This window comes from Aromatoleum evansii, assembly GCF_012910805.1.
Lineage (GTDB): Bacteria > Pseudomonadota > Gammaproteobacteria > Burkholderiales > Rhodocyclaceae > Aromatoleum > Aromatoleum evansii.
This window is the reverse complement of sequence record NZ_WTVK01000003.1, coordinates 89,901-107,991: the sequence shown is the minus strand read 5'-3', so window position 1 is coordinate 107,991 and position 18,091 is coordinate 89,901. Positions and strand designations below refer to the sequence as shown.

Sequence of the window (18,091 nt, the reverse complement as noted above, 5' to 3'; positions counted from 1 at the left end):
CGTTCCTCAGAAGCGGATCGGTTCCTGGTACCGTCCGAACACTTTCACCAGTTCCTGCGTGATCTCCCCGACGCTCGCGTAGGCCTTCACCGCCTCGACGATCGCCGGCATGACGTTGGCGCCCGCCCGCGCCGCATCGCACACCGCGGCGAGCGCACGAGTCACCCGCTCCGCATCGCGCTCGGCGCGCACGCGGTTCAGCGACTCGATCTGCACGCGCGCGTCGTCCTCGTTGTAGGGGTGGAATTCGACCGGATGCTCGTCTTCCTGGTCGTTGCGGTAGCAGTTGACGCCGACCTTCGGGAACTCGCCGCTCTCGATGTCGCGCTGCATCTTGTAAGCCTGCGCGGACACCTTCGCCTGGATCGCGCCTTCGGACACGAGCTTGACGATGCCGCCCTGCGCGTCGGTCTCGGCGATGATCTGCTCCATCTTCTCGCGCATCTGGTTCGTCATCGTCTCGACGTAGTACGAGCCGCCGAGCGGGTCGACCGTCTCGGTGAGACCCATCTCGGCGATGAGGATCTGCATCGTGCGCAGCGAGATGCGAGCCGAATACTCGGTCGGGATCGTGTAGGCCTCGTCGTACGAGCACAGCGCCATCGTCTGCGTGCCCGACAGCGCGCTGATCAGCGCGTAGTAGGCGCCGCGCACGATGTTGAGCTCGGGCTGCTCGAAGGTGAGCCCGCCGCCGCCGCCCGCCGCGATCATGCGCAGCCACATCGAGCCCGGTTTTTCGGCCTTGTACTCCTCCTTCATGATCTTGGCCCACAGGCTGCGCCCCGCGCGGAACTTGCAGACCTGCTCGAAGAGGTTGCCGAAGATGTTGAAGTTGTACGACAGCCGCCCGGCGAACTCGTCGACGTGAAGTCCCCGCGCGATCACCTCGTCGGCATAGGCGCGGGCGATGCAGAAGGCGTAGGCCATCTCCTCCGCCGGCGTCGCGCCCGATTCGCGGATGTGGTAGCCGCACACCGACACCGGGCTGTACTTGGGCGCGTGCTCCGCGCAGTACTCGATGGTGTCGCCGACGAGCTTGATCGACGGTTCGACCGGGAAGATCCACGTGCCGCGACCGATGAACTCCTTCAGGATGTCGTTCTGCGCGGTGCCGCGCAGCTGCTTCACGTCGTAGCCGCGCTTCTCGGCCATCGCGAGATACATCGCGATCGCGATTGCCGCGGCACCGTTGATCGTCATCGACACGGTGATCTTGTCGAGGTCGATGCCGTCGAACGCGATCTCGAAATCGCGCAGGGTGTCGACCGACATGCCCACGCGGCCGATCTCGCCCTGGGCGAGCGGGTCGTCCGAGTCGAGGCCGATCTGCGTCGGCAGATCGAAGGCGACGTTGAGGCCCGTCTGGCCGTTCGCGATCAGGTACTTGAAGCGCTGGTTGGTGTCGGACGGATTGCCGAAGCCTGCGTACTGCCGCATCGTCCACGGCTGTTTGCGGTACATCTCGCGATGGATGCCGCGGGTGAAGGGATATTCGCCGGGCTGGCCGATCATCGCGTCGCCGCCGCTCGCCGCGACGTCCTCGGCGGTGTAGAGCGGCTGGACCTCGAGCCCGGATTCGTTGATGACGCGCTTGAGCGTCGGCTGGGCGCGGTCGTTCATGCGGCGTTCTCCCGGATGTAGTGAACGATCGCGTCGAGCTTCGAGCCGGTCGGGAAGATGCCCTTGAAGCCCAGCTCGCGCAGCGCGTCGTGGTCCTGGGCCGGCAGGTTGCCTCCGATCATCCACAGCTTGTCGTCGAGGCCGTTCGCTTCGAGCAGCGGCTTGAGCTTGCGGCAGAAGGGCAGGTGCGAGCCCGCCATGCTGGAGAGCGCGATGACGTCGACGTCCTCGTCGAGCGCGATGCGGCTCACCTGTTCCGGCGTCTGCCGCAGGCCGGTGTAGATGACCTCGAAGCCCGCGTCCATCATCGCGCGGGCGACCACTTTCGCGCCCTGGTCGTGACCGTCGAGGCCCGGCTTCGCGAGCAGCACGCGGATGCGGCGTTGTGCGGTGTCGTTCATGCGCTGACCTCCTTGGCAATAACGAGTTTGAGGATCTCGCTGGTGCCGCCGCCGATCAGCGTGAAGCGCACGTCGCGCAGGTAGCGCTGCACCGGGTACTCCATCGCGTAACCGTAGGACGCGAGCACGCGCGCGGCCTGATCGCAGATCGACGCGGCCGTCTCGGTCGCGAACAGCTTCGCCATCGCGGCCTCCTTGTGGTGTGGGCGCTTCGCGTCGCACAGCCATGCGGCGCGGTGGACGAGGGCGGTCGCCGCCTCGAGCCCGGTCGCCATCTCCGCGAGCTTGAGCTGGATCGCCTGGAAGCGGTTGATCGGCTTGCCGAACTGCTGGCGCTCGCCGGCGTAGCGCACGGCTTCGTCGAGCGCCGCGCGTGCGACGCCGAGCGCCATCGCGCCGGTGATGATGCGGATCTCGGCGAGGGTCTTCCTCAGATGCGCCTCGCCGTCGCCTTCCTCCTTCGACAGCCGGTGGCTGTCCGGCACGAAGCAGTCGTTGAAGGCCACTTCCGAGGTCGGCAGCGCCCACACGCCCATCTTGTGGATCTCGCGGCCGACGACGAGGCCCCTGAACTCCTTCTCGACGAGGAAGATCGTCAGCTTCTTTTCTTCACCCGCGCGCGCAAAAACCGTGAAGAAGTCGGCGAGCGGTGCGGAGGTGATCCAGGTCTTCTGGCCGTTGATCACGTAGCCACCGTCGACCTTCGTCGCAGTGGTCGCGATCGATTCGAGATCGGAGCCCGCGTTCGGCTCGGTCATGCAGATCGCGCCGATCCTGTCGCCGCGCAGCGCTGGCTTGAACAGACGCTCGATGATGTCGGCGTTGCCGAGGAGCTGCAGGAACTTGGTCCCCATCAGCGACTGCATCGCGACGGCGCCGGCGAGCGACATCGAGCCGCGCGCGACCTCGGTCAGCGCGAGACAGAACTCGGTCAGCGCCAGCCCGGTGCCGCCGACCGATTCGGGATAGCGCATGCCAAAGAAGCCGAGCTCGGCGAGCTCGCGGAACAGCGCACGCGGGAAGGCGTGCGCCTCGTCGATCGCGGCCGCCTGCGGGGCGATGCGCTCGTCGCAGAAGCGCGCGAACGTGTCCTGGATCGCGCGTTGTTCGTCGGTGAGATCGAAGTTCATGCCGGAACCTTTTCCGGCTCGTACCCGTACAGCTCGCGCGCCGCCTGCTCGGAGATCACGCCATTGCGGATCTCCTCGGCAAGCAGCTTGCGATCGCGCCGCTTCGGATCGCCGTAGCCGCCCCCGCCGCTCGCGACCTGATGGTATATGGTGCCTTTCGGCACGCCGGTGATCAGGTCCTTGTTCTTCGGCACGACGGTCTGCCCGTCCGGGTAGTGCAGGCGGATGAAGTTCAGGCCACCGTCGCCGCCGCCGAAGAGCCCGAAGGCCGGCTCGAAGTCGCCGTCGCCGAAGGTCACGAGCTGCGTGTCGTTGGAGCCGATCTCGAAGATCGTCTCGACGCCCAGCCCGCCGCGCCACTCGCCGGCGCCGGCCGAGTCGGCGAGCAGTTCGTGGCGGATCAGGCGATGCGGCGTCTGTTGCTCGAACATCTCGTAGTCCTGGTCGAGCACGCCGCCGGAGGCGTCGATCATTCCGATGTGATCGTAGCCGTCGGTGCCGAGCATCGCGCCCGAGCCGCCCTTGAGGCCCATGAAGCCGATGTCGACGTATTTCTCGTTGGTCTTCGGGTCGATGCCGGTCGTAAGTGATGCGAGCAGGTTGTTCCAGCCGGCGGTCACGCGCTCGGGCATCACCGGCGCGAGCGCGCGCTGGATCGCGTCCGCGTTGGGCGGGCACAGGTGGTTGCCGAAGGTCGTCGCCTTCGGGTAGGCGGCGTTCAGGATCGTGCCCTCCGGGATCACGATCTCGATTGGCTGCACCATGCCCTCGTTGTGCGGGATGTCGGGGTTCACCATCTGCAGCAAGGTCAGGATGGTGGCCGACGCGCTCGACGTGAAGGTGCCGTTCACGAAGCCGTTGGTCTGCGGATCGGTGCGCGAGTAGTCGAAGCGGATGGCCTTGTCCTGCACCTCGATGTCGACGCGGATCGTGAATTCCGAACCGACGTGGCGGCCGTCGTAATACACGCGCCCCTCGCCCGAGTAGCGGCCGTTCGGGATCTTCGCGATCTCGGCCTCCATCATCCGGCGGGTGGCGTCGAACAGTGCCTGCTTGTGCGCGTCGTAGCTCGCCACGCCGTACTTCGAGATCAGCTCGAGAAAGCGCCGCTCGCCTACGGTGCAGGCCCCCATCTCGGCCTTCATGTCGTGCTGCACGATGTCGAGCCGCACGTTGGCGAAGATCAGGTTCCACACGTCCTTGCGCAGCTTTCCTTTCTCGACGACCTTCACCGGCGGGATGCGCAGCGCCTCCTGCCACACCTCGACCGCGTTCGGGTTGTAGCCGCCGGCGACGTTGCCGCCGATGTCGGCCTGGTGGCCCTTGACCGCGGTCCAGGCGACGAGCTGGCCTTCGAAAAACACCGGCTTGAACACCGCGACGTCGTTGTTCTGGTTGCCCAGGCTGAACACGTCGTTGTGGAAGATCACGTCGCCGGGATAGATCTCGTCGCCGAAGTAGTCCTTGATGTACTTGCACACCGGCGCCAGCGAGAACGCGAGGATCGGCAGGTTCTCGGTCTGCTCGAGCATGTTGCCGTCGCCGTCGTAGAGGCCCGTCACGTAGTCCTTAGCCTCGCACAGGATCGGCGAACGCGTCGTCTGCTCCATCGAGATGCTCATCTCGTCGGTGATCGAGCGGAAGGTCCGGGCGTACACGGACAGCAGGATGGGATCGATTTTCGCGTTGCTCATACCAGCGCCTCCTTCATGTCCTTGATGCACGACGCCACGAGGTCGGCACGGCCTTTCTGGAACAGTGCGAACGAGCCGAGCGCATCGACGACGCAGTCGAAGGACGCCGACACGAAGATCGCCGTCGTCTCCTGCTCGATCATGGCCGGCCCGTCGATGCGGTTGCCGTGCCGCATGAGGTGGCCGTCATAGACCGGCACTTCGCGGAATCTCCGCGTCTCGGGGATATACACGGCGCGCCGGCCCTTGAGCGCGTGCGCCGCGTCCTCGCCCGCCAAGGACTCGTGGCGCGCGACCGGCTTGTCGGTGACGCCGATCGCCTGCACGCGCACGTTGATGATCTCGACCGGCGTGTTCTCCGCTTCCAGCGAGTAGCCGTACAGGCGGTTGTGCTCGGCGTGGAAGGCGCGCGCGATGCCCTGCGCATCGGCGGCGGCGATCAGGGCCTGCGGCACGACGAAGGAGACCTCGTGGTACTGCTTCACGTAGCGGCAGTCGAGCTTGACGTCGAAACGGCGGCGTCCCTCGGGGATGCGCTCTTCGTCGAGCTGACGGGCGCCTTCGACGGCCATCGCGGCGATGATGCCCTCGAGCTTCGTCCAGTCCGCCGCATCGAGCCGCGACACGAAAGTGCGCACGAAATCGTGCTTGAGCTCGCTCATCAGCATGCCGAACGCGCACAGCACCGAGGATTCGCGCGGCACGATCTGCAGCGGGATCTCGAGCTCCTCGCAGATCAGGCACGAATGGATCGGGCCGGCGCCGCCCGCGGGGATGAAGGGGAACTCGCGCGGATCGAAGCCGCGCTTGATCGTCACCTCGCGCACCCCCTGCGCCATGTTGTTGCACGCGACGCGGTACATGCCGGCCGCGGCCTCCTCTATGCTGAGCCCCATCGGCTGCGCGATGTGTTCGTCGATCGCGGCGCGCGCGGCGGCCACGTCGAGCTTCATCCGGCCGCCGGCGAAGAAGTTCGGGTCGAGATAGCCCAGCACGACGTTGGCATCGGTCGTGGCGGGGAGCCGTCCGCCCTTGCCGTAGCACGCCGGGCCCGGGTCGGCGCCCGCGCTTTGCGGCCCCATGCGCAGCAGGCCGCCTTCGTCGAGCCAACCGATCGAGCCGCCGCCGGCACCGATGGTGTGGATGTCGAGCATCGGCAGCGCGATCTTGTGGCGCGCGATCTCGCCGTCGTTCTTGATCATCGGCGCATCGACGGCGACGGACGCCTCGAAGCTCGTGCCGCCCATGTCCGTGACGATGCACTTGTTCTGGCCGTGGATGCGCACGTAATGCAGACCCGCGCCAGGGCCGCCCGCCGGGCCGGACAGCAGCGTCAGCGCCGCCTTTTCGCGCGCGAGCTGCGGCGAGATCACGCCGCCGTTCGACTGCATGATCAAGAGCAGCCCGTCGAAGCCGATGCCCTTGAGCCGCCCGACGAGCTGGTCCAGATAATGGTTCAGCTTCGGTCCGACATAGGAATTCAGAGCGGTGGTGCTGACCCGCTCGTAGAAGCGGATCGACGGCAGGAGATCCGTCGATACCGAGAGGTAGGCGCCCGGCAGCTCGCGGCGCACGAGCTCGGCCGCGGCCTGCTCGTGAGCGGGGTTGGCGAACGAGTTCAGGAAGCAGATCGACACTGCCTGCACGCCTTCGGCGCGGAAGAGTTCGATCGCGCTTCGCACCGCGTCGAGGTCGAGCGCCGCGGCCTCGTTGCCGTCACGGTCTACCCGCCCGGGGATGCCCGCCCGCAGGTAGCGCGGCACCAGCGGCTTCACGTTGGTGTAGCGGTTGTTGTATTGCTCCTCGCGCACGCCGCGGCGCATCTCCAGCGCGTCGCGCACCCCTTCGGTCGTTAGCAGGCCGCTCTTCGCGCCGGTGCCGGTCAGGGTCGCGTTGGTCGTCACTGTCGTGCCGTGCACGATCGTGTCGATCGTCGGCGCGAACGCTTCGAGCGTCATCGGCGGATGCATGCTCGCGGCGATCTCGGCGAGCCCGTTTACCACCGCGATCGAGGGGTCGGACGGTGTCGACAGCGTCTTGAAGATCGCCGGCTCGGCGCCGTCGCGGGTGACGACGAAATCGGTGAAGGTGCCCCCGACGTCGATTCCGATTTTTAATGTCATCAGATGTGCTCCATGAACGTTTTGCGCGCGACCAGGCGCCGCACTTCGTCCTTGCGGACCTTGCCCAGTGCGGTGCGCGGGAGTTCGTCGACGAACAACACTTCCTTCGGCAGCTTGTAGCGGGCGATGCGGCCTTCGAGGAGCCCGAGCACGCCGTCCGCATCGAGCGTCGAGCCTGCGTGGGTGACGATGACCGCGACGACGGATTCGCCCCAGCGCTCGTCGGGGCGGCCGACGATGGCCACTTCGGCGATGTCGGGCGACTCGGCGAGGAGGTTCTCGATCTCGGCCGGATAGATGTTTTCGCCGCCGGAAATGATCATTTCCTTCTTGCGGCCGTCGACCCACAGCCAGCCGTCGGCATCGAAATGGCCCATGTCGCCGGTGTGGAACCAGCCATCCCGCAGCGCCTCGGTCGTCGCCTGCGGGTTGTTCCAGTAGCCGGTCATGACGTTCGGACCGCGCACGAGGATCTCGCCGCTCGCGCCCGTCTTCGCGTCGGTGCCGCCTTCGCCCGCGACGCGAACGCTGCAGTGACGGGCAGGGCGTCCCGCCGAACCCGCGTGCGTGAAGGCGTCGGCGGCCTTCACGTAGGCGGCGATCGGGCTGGTTTCGGTCGATCCGTAGATCTGCACCAGCGGGATGCCGCGTTCGTGCACCGCGCGGAAGAGCCGGTCCGGCACGATCGTCGAGCCCGTCGTGATCATGCGCAGGCTGGAGAGATCCGCCTTCGGCCAGCGCGGGTGCGCCATCATCGCCTCGATCTGCGCCGGCACGAGCACGGTCAGCGTGATGCGCTCGCCCTCGATCGCGTCGAAGGTCGCATCGACGTCGAAGCGCGGGTGCAGGACGACGGTGCAGCCGCGCGACAGGGCGGGCGTGGTCTGGTTGTTGAGCCCGCCGACATGGAACAGCGGCAGCGTCGTGAGGATGCGGTCCTCGCTCGTGAGGCCGTGGAGGTCGGCGCTGTTCGCGGCGTTCCACGCCAGCGCGTCCTGCGTCAGGAGCGCGCCCTTCGCCCTGCCGGTCGTGCCCGACGTGTAGCAGATCAGCAGCGGCGTATCGGGGCCGACGCGCGGGTCCTGCGGCACGGGCGCATCGCCGCGCCGCATCAGGTCGTCGAAGGCGATCCAGCCTCGCGGCGGTGCGCCGAACGCGACGAGCGTCACCGCGCCGAGTTCATCGCGGAAGGCGTCGATCTGCTCGGTGAAGCGCGGCTCCGCGAGCAGCACCTTGGGCGGGCAGTCGGCAAGCAGTTGCCGGTGCTCGGGGCCGGCGAGCCGCCAGTTGAGCGGCATGAAAAGCGCACCCAGACGCGCACAGGCGAACAGCGCGGCGAGCGTTTCCGGGCGGTTGTAGCCGAGAAACGCCACGCAGTCGCCGCGCTCGACGCCGGACGCGTGGAGCGCCGACGCGAGTCGCTCGATCTCCGCGGCAAACGCCGCGTACGTCAGGTCGCGCTCCGGGAAGCGGATCGCCGTCTTGTCGGGCGTGAGCCCGGCCTGACGGACGATCCATTCGGACAGGTCCATCCCCATTCCTCCTCCAAGTTCGGTCACGGGCGCTTTACGCGCCTCTTCTGACTCGTTCGAATCCGGTTGGGGATGCTGCGTCCGGGCGCTTTTGCGCCTCTCGTTTCTCCCCGAGGGGAGAGGTGATGCGTGATCCTGTACTGCCTTGCGCCGCGTGCCCCTTCGACGGGGGCGGCGCGCCTGCAACGCTTACCGGTCGCCGACCTCGACGACGACTGCCATCGCCGTGTCGCCGGCAGCGCAGCCCGTGAAGAGGCCGTAACCGCCGCCGCGCAGCGCCAACTCCTCGACGAGCTCGATGATCGCGCGCGTGCCCATTGGCGCCTGCGGATGCCCCCAGACCAGCGAGCACCCGAAGTTATTGATCGTCTCCAGGTTTGCGCCGGTCTCGCGCGCGAAGACGATGTCGTTCACCGCGAACGGGTTGTGCGTCTTGATGGCGGTCATGTCGGCGATGCCGCGGCCGGCCTGGTCGAGCGCGCGCCGCGCGGCGGGAATCATCGCCTCGGGCATGTACGCGAGCTCCGTGCGGGCGAGTCCGAAGCCGCGAAGCCGCACGGCGATCGCCGGATCCTTGGACAGCGCTTTCGCCTGCTCGGGCGTGGTCACGAGTATCCCCGCATTGCCGTCCGCCGGATGCGTCTGTCCGCCGAACGTGACCGTTCCACCGTCCATGACGGGCTTGAGTTTCGCGAGGCCCTCGGCCGTGGAGCGTGACACGCCCTCGTCGCCGTCGAGCGTGCCCGCGATCTTGCGGAAATCGCCGCTCGGCACCTCGAAGGGCAGGGTCATGAAGCGGCGCAGGAAGGCGGAATCGTCCTTCAGGGCGTCGTCGTATTGCGCTTCGCGTCGCAGCACGAGCTCGTGCTGCTGCGAGGTCGTGACGCGATGCTTTGCGGCGACGTTCTCTGCCGTCTGCACCATCGAGTGGCCGCCGAGCGGGTCGCAGCCGAAGTTGTCGAGCACCCAGTCCTCGGATGAGCCCGTGCCGCCGGCCCCGCGCGGATTCGGGTAATAGAGGTGGGGGCCGTTCGAGGTACGGTCGCAGTTCACGATGAGTGCAACGTCGGCCATGCCGGCCTCGATCTCCTGCGCAGCGGCGAGGAGCGTACGCACGCCTGTCGCGCAGGCCTGCATCATCGTCGGCCCGCCCGCGCGCGTCGCGCCGACGAGGCCGGTGAGCCACGGCAGTCCGTAGAACGCGTGCTGCTGCGGCACCGAAAATCCCAGGACGCCGTAGTCGATCGTCTGAGGGTCGATGTTCCGTTTCGCAAGCTCGTTCTTCGCCACATGTGCGGCGAAGCGCACGCTGTGTAGCGACGCGAAGCTGCCCTGCCAGCGCGCGAAGGGCGTGCTCCAGTAGGCGCCGTACGGAATTTCGGCCGTGTAGCGGGTCATCGTCTGTGGTCTCCGGTATTTTTTCTTCTAGCGCACGAACGGCCGAATGACCCGGGTCAGGCCTGGCCGTCGTCGGTGAGGCCGACGGCGGCGATGAACGCCCGCTTCGCCTCGACGAGGTGTTCGAGCATGGCCGTCGCGGCGGTGTCGCCGTCCCCCGCGGCCAGTGCGGCCGAGATGCGGTTCAGGCCGCGCAGCACGATCGTGCGGATCTCCGGGTCGTCCAGCGTCAGCGTGCGGATGCGCTGCATGTGATCGGCGTACTGCTCGACGATGCGCACGAGTCGCGGATTCGGCACCAGGGCGAGCCACGCCGCACGGAAGCAGATCGTCGACTCGCGGAACGCCGCGGCGTCGCCGGCCTTGTGTGCGCGGACGATCGCCGCGAGCGCGTCCTCGATGCCGCGGCGGTGCTCGGCTGAGCGCGTGAGCGGGGCGATGCTGCGGATCGCGGCCGGTTCGATGAGGAAGCGGATCTCGTAGATGTCGTTGACGTCCTGCAGCGTCAGCGCCGGCACGACGAAGCTTCGGTTGTCCGAGACGAGCAGGCCTTCGCTCGCGAGGCGCCGCAGCGCTTCGCGTACGGGGGTGCGCGAGACGCCGAGCTTTTCGGCGAGCTGGACTTCCTGCAGCGGCTGGCCGGCGAGGATCTGACCGCTGCGCAGATGATCGCGCAAGGTGTGATAGACCCGTTCACCGAGAGCGAGGGGGCGTTCGACGGGCTGAAGCGTGGAGACCATTTTCGGAGCCTTTGATGTTCGTTGTTTGCAGCGGCTTTCGAGTTGATGTGTACTGTATACAGTATTTTTTAGGGTGTAAAGTACATCCTGTCTTCTCGGGTGGAATCGGCTGCGACACCGACTTCGTCGATCCCGCATTCGAAATTGTCCGCCACCGAAAGCCGCTGCAGCAGTTTGCCGGCACGGCGGCGCCTTGGCTATGATGGATATCCAATCAATTAGGTGACGCGCATGAGTCCTGATGCCAGCCATGAAGAAGAGCGTCGTGTCCCGGACGTCGAGGCCGCGATCCTTCGACTCGCGCGCGACGAGCCCCAACTGGGCCAGGCGGCGGTGTCGGCCCGGCTGCGGCGCGACGGATTCGTGGTTTCGCCTTCGGGAGTGCGCTACATCTGGCAGAAGCACGATCTCGAGACCGCGGTGAAGCGCTTGCGGGCGATCGCGCAAGCGTCATGCGAGGGCGTGGCGGCGCTCACCCACACGCAGCGCGGCTTGCTGGAACGCGGGGCGCTCGCCGCGCAACTCGTCACAGGCGACGCCGCGACGGACGGTGAGCCGCTCGACCGCCGTCAGGTGATCCTCGACGCGGCAGCGGCGCTTTTCGCCGAGCAGGGCTACGACAGCACCTCAATTCGCGACATTGCCGGCCGGGTCGGGCTGTTGCCGGGGTCGATCTACCATTACTTCGCATCCAAGGACGAGCTCTATCTCGCCGTGCATGGGGAAGGCTTCCGGCGCCTGATGGCCGCCGTTGCAGAGGCGCTGACGGCTTCCTGCGACCCCTGGGAGCGGCTCACTCGCGTCTGCCAGGTGCACATCGCCGCGATCACCAGCGGCAGCTACATCGACCGCGTCACCGGCCACAGCCTTGCGATGACCGGCAACCCCGAACTCTTCGCGAAGATCCGGCCGATGCGTGAAGCCTATGAGAATGTCTACCGTGGGCTCATCGACGAGTTGCCGCTCGCACCGCATGCCGACCGCAGCCTGCTGCGGCTGATGCTCCTGAGTTTCCTGAACTGGGTGCACGTCTGGTATCGCCAGGGCCGGCGTTCGACCGACGAGATCGCCGCGGCCATGGTGGACACGCTGCGCCGCGGTGTGGAGTCGCCCGGCCTTGCATCGAAAGTTCAGCCCTCTTCCTGAAGTTATCCGTCGATCTCGGTGGCGTCGTTCCATTACCGGCGCCCGGAGTGGTTGCTTTTTTTCTTCAGTGCACAGGATACTGTATACATTAAAACGAAACGGCGGCTAATGTCCGCCGATCGCCCTGAACGGGTGCCCCAGAGGAGTTCGCCGGCCGGCGCCGTGTGGCCGGCCGATAAGGATGCGCGCCGCACCGACGGCTCGCCGCTTGAGACTACCGAAGGAGGCTCCCTGATGGTCACCCGTTTCGCCAATCCGCTGCTCGCCACGCCGCAGCGCCCGCTGCCGCGCACCGTCGCGATTATCGGTGCCGGCACGATCGGCCCGGATATCGGCTATTACCTGAAGAGCGCATTGCCGGGCCTGAAGCTGATCCTCGTCGATGTCGCCCAGGCGGCGCTCGACCGTGCCTTGCAGCGCTTCGCCGATTACGCGGCGAAAGCGGTCGCGAAAGGCAAGATGAGCGAGGCCGAAGCTGCGGCGGTCACCGCCGGCGTCGTTGGTACGCGCGACTATCGCGACCTCGCGGAAACGGACTGGGTGCTCGAGGCAGCGACCGAGAACCTTGCGCTGAAGCGGCGCATCTTTGCCGACGTCGAGGCCGTCGTCCGCGCGGATGCGCTGATCACGTCGAACACCAGCTCGCTGCCGGCCGCGCAAATCTTTTCCGACTTGAAACACCCCGAGCGCGCGACCGTCACGCACTTCTTCGCGCCGGCCTGGCGCAACCCGGTCGTCGAGGTCGTCCGTTGGGCGCGCACCGATCCGGCCGTCGTCGAATACCTGCGCTGGGCATTCTGCACGACCGGCAAGGTGCCCCTCGTCACCGACGACGTCGCGTGCTTCATGCTGGATCGAATCTTCGACAACTGGTGCAACGAGGCCGGATTGCTGCTCGACCGCGCAACTGCGGCGGAGATCGACAGCGTCGCGGGCGAGTTCGTGCACGCCGGGCCGTTCTTCGTGCTGAACCTCGCCAATGGCAACCCGATCATCACCGAGACGAACACGCTGCAGGCGGAACTCGAAGGCGAGCACTACCGTCCGGCCCCGGTGTTCCGTTCGGTCGAGCGCTGGCTGACCGTGCCTCCCGGCAAGCCCGTCGGCGTCGCGGACGACATCACGGGGACTGTGCGTGAGCGTCTGCTCGGCGTGCTGTTCTCGCAGACGGTGGACATCCTCGACCGCGACATCGGCGAGCCGGCCGACCTCGATTTCGGCTGCCGACAGGCGCTCGGGTTCAAGAAGGGGCCGCTCGAATTGATGCGCGACCTAGGCGACGGCGAAGCCGGCCGCATGCTCGCGCGCTTCTGCAACGAGCGGCGCGGCATGCCCGCCGCCCGGAAGCCGCTTGGCGACTACCAGGGCTTCCTGCGCCATGTGCTCGTCGACGACATCGGCGACGTCAAGGTCATCACGCTGCGCCGCCCCGAAGCCCTGAACGCGCTCCACGATGAATTGACCGACGAAATCCTGTCGGTCATCCGGTACTTCGAAGAGGACCCTGCGGTGGCGGGCTTCGTCCTCGTCGGCTACGGCAATCGCGCCTTCTGCGCCGGCGGTGACATCGGGCGCTTCGTGAACATGCTCGGCGATGCGCCGTCGTCCGCGCAGTACGCCCGCGACTGTTCGCGCCTGCTGGTGCACCTCGACCGCATGAAGAAGCCGGTTGTCGCCGCGATCAACGGCATGGCGCTGGGCGGCGGCTTCGAGCTGGCGATGCGTTGCCACGGCATCGTCGCGCTGGCGAGCGCCTGGATGCAGATGCCCGAGATCACACTCGGCATCGTCCACGGCATCGGCGCGATGGTCGTGCCGTACCGGCGCTGGCCGCAGGCGTCGGCCGAGTTCCACGGCATGCTGCGCCGGGCCGAGCGGCTGAAGGCGACGCGGGCGTTCGAGCTGGGCATCGTCGACGGGCTCGCCCGCGACTACCCGGAACTCATCCGCGCGGCCGTCGCCCGGGTCAAGGCCCTGGAGGGCAAGGTGGGCGGCATCCCCGACGGCGCGGTGCAGATCGCGCCGCTCGACCCCATCGCACCCGTTGCCGCCACCGGTCAGCCGCTCAGTGCGGAGGTCATCGGCATCCTCGAGCGGGCCGTCGAGGCCGCGGCGGCCGCGCCGACCTTCGAGGAGGCGCTGGAGATCGGCTACCGGGCCTGGGGCGACAGCGCCTGCACCGCGGCCGCCCGCGAGGGCATCACCGCCTTCCAGGAAAAGCGCAAGCCGGATTTCACGAAGACGCCGTGAGGGGCCGGGCCATACCGGGTGGGGGGGGGCGCCTGCAGCGGCGCGTGGATACATTGAGCCCATGACCACGCGCATAGGAGACAGGACCATGACAGACCTCAGCAGCGCGATCGCGTTCGTCGGCGAGGTCGGAGCGAAGACACCCGCTCCGGCGCGGCCGGCGATGTTCGAGCGCGAGGTGCTGGTGCGCTTCGCGCACTGCGACCCGGCCGGCATCGTGTTCTACCCGCAGTATTTCGTGCTCCTCAACGGGCTCGTCGAGGACTGGCTGACGGACGGGCTCGGCACCTCGTTCGCGGATCTGATCATGACGCGCCGGCTCGGAATTCCGACGGTGCGCATGGACTGCACCTTCACGCGGCCGAGCAGGATGGGCGACGCGCTCGTGCTCGGGCTCACCGTCACGCGCATCGGCGAGAGCTCGATCGGTCTCGACGTGCAGGGTCGGGTCGGCGAGGAGTTGCGCCTGCGGGCCCGGCAGACGCTCGTCACGATGGACCTCGAGACGATGAAATCGGTGCCGATTCCGCCAGACATCCGTGCCTGCCTCGGGCGCTATTGCCAGCCCGTGCCGGAACTCGCGGCCGATGCTCTTTCCCTGCCCGCCGACGGCAACCGGCGGGCCACTGACGGAGGCAAGCATGCAGATTGAACTGGAAGCGGACGCGCCGGCGACGGCCGGGGATCCCTTCGGCGACATGGCGCCGTGGCAGGCGATGCTCGACCGGTACAACGTGCTCTTCACCGACATGGTCGAAGGCTCGTCGGTCGGATTCGTGCCGCGGAGCGGCTCGGGCATTCAGCCCGGCAAGCATGTCGCGGGGCTCGTCGAGGCCGCGGGCGAGGTGCCGATGATGAAATGGCTCAACGACGGCAGCGGCATGTCGGCAGGCGTGATGCGCTACCCGGGCTTCCAGGAGGCGCGCGTGGATCTGCTCTTCGTCGCCGACGACGCGGCGCTCGAAGCGATGCGCGCGAGCCTTGCCGGCGACACCTTGTCGCTGATCAAGCGACTGATCCGGCAGGGGCATATCATGTTCTTCGTGCTGCGCACGAAATTCGAACTTCAGGACGCGGGCTACGAGGAATTCCTCGATACGCTCGGACTTGCCTTCCTCGGAGCCTGCCGATGATCTTCCACAATCCCGCCGGCGCACCGGAGCTCGCGTGCGAGCAGTGCGGCTGCCGCTGGTTCGACCGCATCAACGACACCTGCTACGAATGCGGCACCAAGGTGAGCGACGAATCGATCGCCGAGTTCAATCTTGCGGTCGAGCGCTTCCGCGCGCGCGAAACCGCCCGCGCCGACGCGCCGGGGGCGCCTGTCGATCCCGCCGCCCGCTAGGATCAGCCGCATGGAGCTCGCCGAACGCCGATGAAGAAGACCGCCACCGCCGTCCCGTATCGTCTTGCGTTGAAGACGATGCCGCCGCATTCGGCGCGCCAGGCGGTCGCCCCGCCGCGGCTGCTCGCGCGGCTGCGCGAAGCGGTCGAGCAGCCGCTGGTGGCGGTGACTTCGCTCGCGGGCTTCGGCAAGACGTCGCTGCTCGTGCAGCTTCGGCGCGAACTGCTCGCGCCCGGCGCCGCGGTCGCGTGGCTGACCATCGAGGCCAGCGACGACCGGGCGAGCGTCGCGCCCGCGATCATCGCGTCGCTGAGCACTGCGCTCGGGCTCGAGATGCCCGCGCGCGCCTTCGATCAGGTGGGGCAGGCCGGTGCGGACCTGTGGGCCGCGAGCGAGCTGCTCGTGCAGCTGCACGAACTCGCCCGCCCGACCTGGCTGCTGATCGACGACCTGCACCAGCTCGCCGACCGCGACGCGATCGATTTCATCTACTACCTCGTCACGAACGCGCCGTCCAACTTCCACGTCGTCGTCAGCTCGCGCACCGACCCCCCGTTTCCGGTCGAGGAACTGCGCGCGCACGGGCTCTACACGCAGTTCGTCACCGAGGACCTGCGGCTGCGGCTGGAAGACACGGTCGGCTTCCTGCGCCGGCGCCTCGGCGACGAGGTCGACATCGAAATCGGCGCGCGCCTGCACGAGCGCACCGAAGGCTGGCCGATGGCGCTGCAGATCGTGACCTCGGCGATGGCCCGCCGCAGCGACATCGCCGGGACGGTCGCGAGCCTCTCTGGCGCGACCGGGGACGTGGCGCGCTATTTCTCGCAGTTCGTGCTCGAAAGTCTCGACGAGGGGGCCGTCGCGATGCTCGTTCGCGCGTCCCTGCTCGAGACCCTGCATCCGGGGCTGTGTGCAGCGCTCGGAGGCGGCGTCGACGCGGCCGAGATCCTCGTCCGGCTGGAGCAGCAGACCGGCCTCGTGACGTCGGTCGATGGTGGCGACGTCTACCGCATGCATCCGTTGTTCCGCGAGTACCTCGCGAGCCTTCTCGCGGAGCTGCCGGCCAGCGAACGCAGCGCGCTGCACGCCAAGGCGGCGGAATGGTTCGCGGCGCACGACATGCTCGAGCACGCCGCCGAGCACGCCTTCCTCGGCGGCCTGCGCGCCGAGGCGATGGACTGGATCGAGAAGCGCGTGCGCTATCTCGGCGTGCAGGGGCGCATCGTCGAGGTGCTCGCGTGGCTCGACCGCCTGCCGCCGGAGGAGATCGCCCGGCGCGAAGGCATCCAGCTCACGGCCGCGTGGGCCTGCGCGCTGTGTTACCGGCCGCAGGACGCCGAGCGGCTCACCGACGTGATCCTCGCCCGACCTGGCGTGACGCCCGAGGTCGTGCTGCAGGCGAACATCGTGCGGTCGGCCGCGGCGATCCATTGCGACGACTACCAGCGCGCGCGCGGCTGCATCGACACCTACGACCCCGCGCTCGGCCCGCTCTACTGCAACACGCTTTCCTTCATCGCCATCCACAGCGGCTTCCCCGAGCGCGCGCGCTACTACCAGCAGATCTCCGACGGCCACGGCCGGGTGGCGCGCAGTTTCTACGATTCGATCTACGGCGCGTTCGCGGTCGGGCTGAGCTATCTGATCGAAGGCCAGGCGAAGGAAGCGGCGGGTGTCTTCGCTGCGGCGCTCGAACGGGCGGAAAGCGTGACGGGCTGGCGGTCGTTGCCGGCCGCGATCCACGCGGCAGGGCTCGCTGCGGCGAACTGGGAACTCGGCGCCGAGGACGAGGCGCGCGCGCTGCTTGCGAACCGTCTCGACCTGATCGAGCAGGCGGCGTTGCCGGACGCGGTGATCCTCGCCTACCTGACGCTCGCGCGCTACGAGAGCCAGAAGGGCAGCGAAGGCAAGGCCTTCGACGCGCTCAACAGCCTGGCCGCGATCGGCGAACTGCGCGGCCAGCCGCGCCTCGTCGCCGCGAGCCTCGGCGAACAGATCCGCCAGCACGCGATCCGCAACCGGCTCATGTCGTGCCGCATGCTGATGAACGGCCTGGACGCGATCGCCGCCGACCCCGCGCGGGCCGACCGCGGGCTCGAGGCCGAGCTGCGGCTGATCCGCGAGATCGCCGCGGCGCGTGTCGCGCTGCTCGATCACGACTACACGGTGGCCCTGGCCGCGCTCGATCATGCCGCCGAGATCGCCGCGCGGCTGCGGCGCGGACGCGACCAGATCGCGGTGCGCATCGTGCGCGCAAGCAGCCTGCGCGATGACGACGAGGGCCCGCCGCTGCTCGCCGAGGCGCTCAGTCTCGCCGAATCCTTCGGCCTCGTGCGCGTGCTCGCGGACGACTGGCCGGCGGCGCTCGACGTGCTGCCGGAACTCGACCGCTCCGGTTGCGGTGCCGCCGCCGGCGTATCGCCTGCCTTCGTCGAACGCGTCACCGAGCGTTGCCGCGTCGGCTGGGTGCCGAAGGCCGCGGCGCCGAAATCGGCTGCCACGAACCAGCGCCCCGCGCAGCTGTCAGCGCGCGAAATGGAAATCCTCGCCGCGCTGGCGCATGGCCGCACGAACAAGGAAATCGCGAACATCCTCGACGTCGGTCCCGAGACGATCAAGTGGCATATGCGGAACCTGCTGTCGAAGCTCAACGCAGCGAACCGTCGGCATGCCGTGGATCGCGCGCGGCTGCTGGGAATCCTGGACTGAGCC

14 protein-coding genes are annotated in these 18,091 nt (G+C 67.8%); 6 read left to right on the top strand and 8 right to left on the bottom strand.

The annotated features are described in order from the left end of the window. Positions 1 to 6: 6 nt before the first annotated feature. From GO615_RS02390 to GO615_RS02355, 8 genes are all read right to left on the bottom strand, one after another. The gene (locus tag GO615_RS02390) at positions 7 to 1,620 is read right to left on the bottom strand and encodes an acyl-CoA mutase large subunit family protein (protein ID WP_169125444.1); all 1,614 of its coding nucleotides are present in this window, start codon (positions 1,618 to 1,620) and stop codon (positions 7 to 9) included. Next, the gene (locus GO615_RS02385) at positions 1,617 to 2,021 is read right to left on the bottom strand and encodes a cobalamin B12-binding domain-containing protein (RefSeq protein ID WP_169125443.1); all 405 of its coding nucleotides are present in this window, start codon (positions 2,019 to 2,021) and stop codon (positions 1,617 to 1,619) included. Before GO615_RS02385 ends, GO615_RS02390 begins: the two co-directional genes overlap by 4 nt. Further along, a complete protein-coding gene (iaaF, locus tag GO615_RS02380) occupies positions 2,018 to 3,151 on the bottom strand; it encodes a benzylmalonyl-CoA dehydrogenase (RefSeq protein WP_169125442.1) in 1,134 nt (377 codons plus the stop codon). Before iaaF ends, GO615_RS02385 begins: the two co-directional genes overlap by 4 nt. Continuing rightward, complete coding sequence (locus GO615_RS02375; RefSeq protein WP_169125441.1) at positions 3,148 to 4,845, bottom strand: hydantoinase B/oxoprolinase family protein; 1,698 nt, start codon at positions 4,843 to 4,845, stop codon at positions 3,148 to 3,150. Before GO615_RS02375 ends, iaaF begins: the two co-directional genes overlap by 4 nt. After that, positions 4,842 to 6,968, bottom strand: a complete 2,127-nt coding sequence (locus GO615_RS02370) for a hydantoinase/oxoprolinase family protein (protein WP_169125440.1) — start codon at positions 6,966 to 6,968, stop codon at positions 4,842 to 4,844. Before GO615_RS02370 ends, GO615_RS02375 begins: the two co-directional genes overlap by 4 nt. Continuing rightward, a complete protein-coding gene (locus GO615_RS02365; protein ID WP_169125439.1) occupies positions 6,968 to 8,500 on the bottom strand; it encodes an acyl-CoA synthetase in 1,533 nt (510 codons plus the stop codon). The genes GO615_RS02370 and GO615_RS02365 overlap by 1 nt, the downstream gene beginning before the upstream one ends. Positions 8,501 to 8,689: 189 nt before the next feature. Next, positions 8,690 to 9,898 carry a thiolase family protein gene (locus GO615_RS02360; RefSeq protein ID WP_169125438.1) on the bottom strand — a complete coding sequence of 403 codons (1,209 nt, stop codon included), beginning with the start codon at positions 9,896 to 9,898 and terminating at the stop codon, positions 8,690 to 8,692. Between the two features lie 56 nt (positions 9,899 to 9,954). Then, positions 9,955 to 10,638: a GntR family transcriptional regulator gene (locus tag GO615_RS02355; RefSeq protein ID WP_169125437.1), complete on the bottom strand. Its 684-nt coding sequence runs from the start codon at positions 10,636 to 10,638 to the stop codon at positions 9,955 to 9,957. 231 nt (positions 10,639 to 10,869) lie between these two features. Between GO615_RS02355 and GO615_RS02350 the strand changes: the two genes are divergently transcribed. The 6 genes from GO615_RS02350 (at position 10,870) to GO615_RS02325 (ending at position 18,088) form a co-directional block, all read left to right on the top strand. Further along, positions 10,870 to 11,784, top strand: coding sequence for a TetR/AcrR family transcriptional regulator (locus GO615_RS02350; protein WP_169125436.1), 915 nt, complete (start codon positions 10,870 to 10,872; stop codon positions 11,782 to 11,784). A gap of 234 nt (positions 11,785 to 12,018) precedes the next feature. Next, positions 12,019 to 14,034: a 3-hydroxyacyl-CoA dehydrogenase/enoyl-CoA hydratase family protein gene (locus GO615_RS02345; RefSeq protein ID WP_169125435.1), complete on the top strand. Its 2,016-nt coding sequence runs from the start codon at positions 12,019 to 12,021 to the stop codon at positions 14,032 to 14,034. Positions 14,035 to 14,122: 88 nt separating this feature from the next. After that, entirely contained in the window at positions 14,123 to 14,686 is a 564-nt protein-coding gene (locus GO615_RS02340) for an acyl-CoA thioesterase (protein ID WP_246262113.1), read from the top strand. Next, a complete protein-coding gene (locus GO615_RS02335) occupies positions 14,676 to 15,167 on the top strand; it encodes a hypothetical protein (protein ID WP_169125434.1) in 492 nt (163 codons plus the stop codon). Before GO615_RS02340 ends, GO615_RS02335 begins: the two co-directional genes overlap by 11 nt. After that, on the top strand, positions 15,164 to 15,379 hold the full coding sequence (locus tag GO615_RS02330) for a cysteine protease (RefSeq protein WP_169125433.1): 216 nt from the start codon (positions 15,164 to 15,166) through the stop codon (positions 15,377 to 15,379). Before GO615_RS02335 ends, GO615_RS02330 begins: the two co-directional genes overlap by 4 nt. 30 nt (positions 15,380 to 15,409) lie before the next feature. Continuing rightward, complete coding sequence (locus tag GO615_RS02325; RefSeq protein WP_169125432.1) at positions 15,410 to 18,088, top strand: LuxR C-terminal-related transcriptional regulator; 2,679 nt, start codon at positions 15,410 to 15,412, stop codon at positions 18,086 to 18,088. Positions 18,089 to 18,091 lie beyond the last annotated feature (3 nt).

Bases quoted from the DNA above. Each gene is read 5' to 3' on its own strand.
- GO615_RS02340 (WP_246262113.1), top strand. From the start codon at position 14,123: ATGACAGACCTCAGCAGCGCGATCGCGTTCGTCGGCGAGGTCGGAGCG.
- GO615_RS02385 (WP_169125443.1), bottom strand. From the start codon at position 2,021: ATGAACGACACCGCACAACGCCGCATCCGCGTGCTGCTCGCGAAGCCG.
- GO615_RS02375 (WP_169125441.1), bottom strand. From the start codon at position 4,845: ATGAGCAACGCGAAAATCGATCCCATCCTGCTGTCCGTGTACGCCCGG.
- GO615_RS02365 (WP_169125439.1), bottom strand. From the start codon at position 8,500: ATGGACCTGTCCGAATGGATCGTCCGTCAGGCCGGGCTCACGCCCGAC.
- GO615_RS02355 (WP_169125437.1), bottom strand. From the start codon at position 10,638: ATGGTCTCCACGCTTCAGCCCGTCGAACGCCCCCTCGCTCTCGGTGAA.
- GO615_RS02325 (WP_169125432.1), top strand. From the start codon at position 15,410: ATGAAGAAGACCGCCACCGCCGTCCCGTATCGTCTTGCGTTGAAGACG.
- GO615_RS02350 (WP_169125436.1), top strand. From the start codon at position 10,870: ATGAGTCCTGATGCCAGCCATGAAGAAGAGCGTCGTGTCCCGGACGTC.
- GO615_RS02345 (WP_169125435.1), top strand. From the start codon at position 12,019: ATGGTCACCCGTTTCGCCAATCCGCTGCTCGCCACGCCGCAGCGCCCG.
- GO615_RS02360 (WP_169125438.1), bottom strand. From the start codon at position 9,898: ATGACCCGCTACACGGCCGAAATTCCGTACGGCGCCTACTGGAGCACG.
- iaaF (WP_169125442.1), bottom strand. From the start codon at position 3,151: ATGAACTTCGATCTCACCGACGAACAACGCGCGATCCAGGACACGTTC.
- GO615_RS02335 (WP_169125434.1), top strand. From the start codon at position 14,676: ATGCAGATTGAACTGGAAGCGGACGCGCCGGCGACGGCCGGGGATCCC.
- GO615_RS02370 (WP_169125440.1), bottom strand. From the start codon at position 6,968: ATGACATTAAAAATCGGAATCGACGTCGGGGGCACCTTCACCGATTTC.
- GO615_RS02390 (WP_169125444.1), bottom strand. From the start codon at position 1,620: ATGAACGACCGCGCCCAGCCGACGCTCAAGCGCGTCATCAACGAATCC.
- GO615_RS02330 (WP_169125433.1), top strand. From the start codon at position 15,164: ATGATCTTCCACAATCCCGCCGGCGCACCGGAGCTCGCGTGCGAGCAG.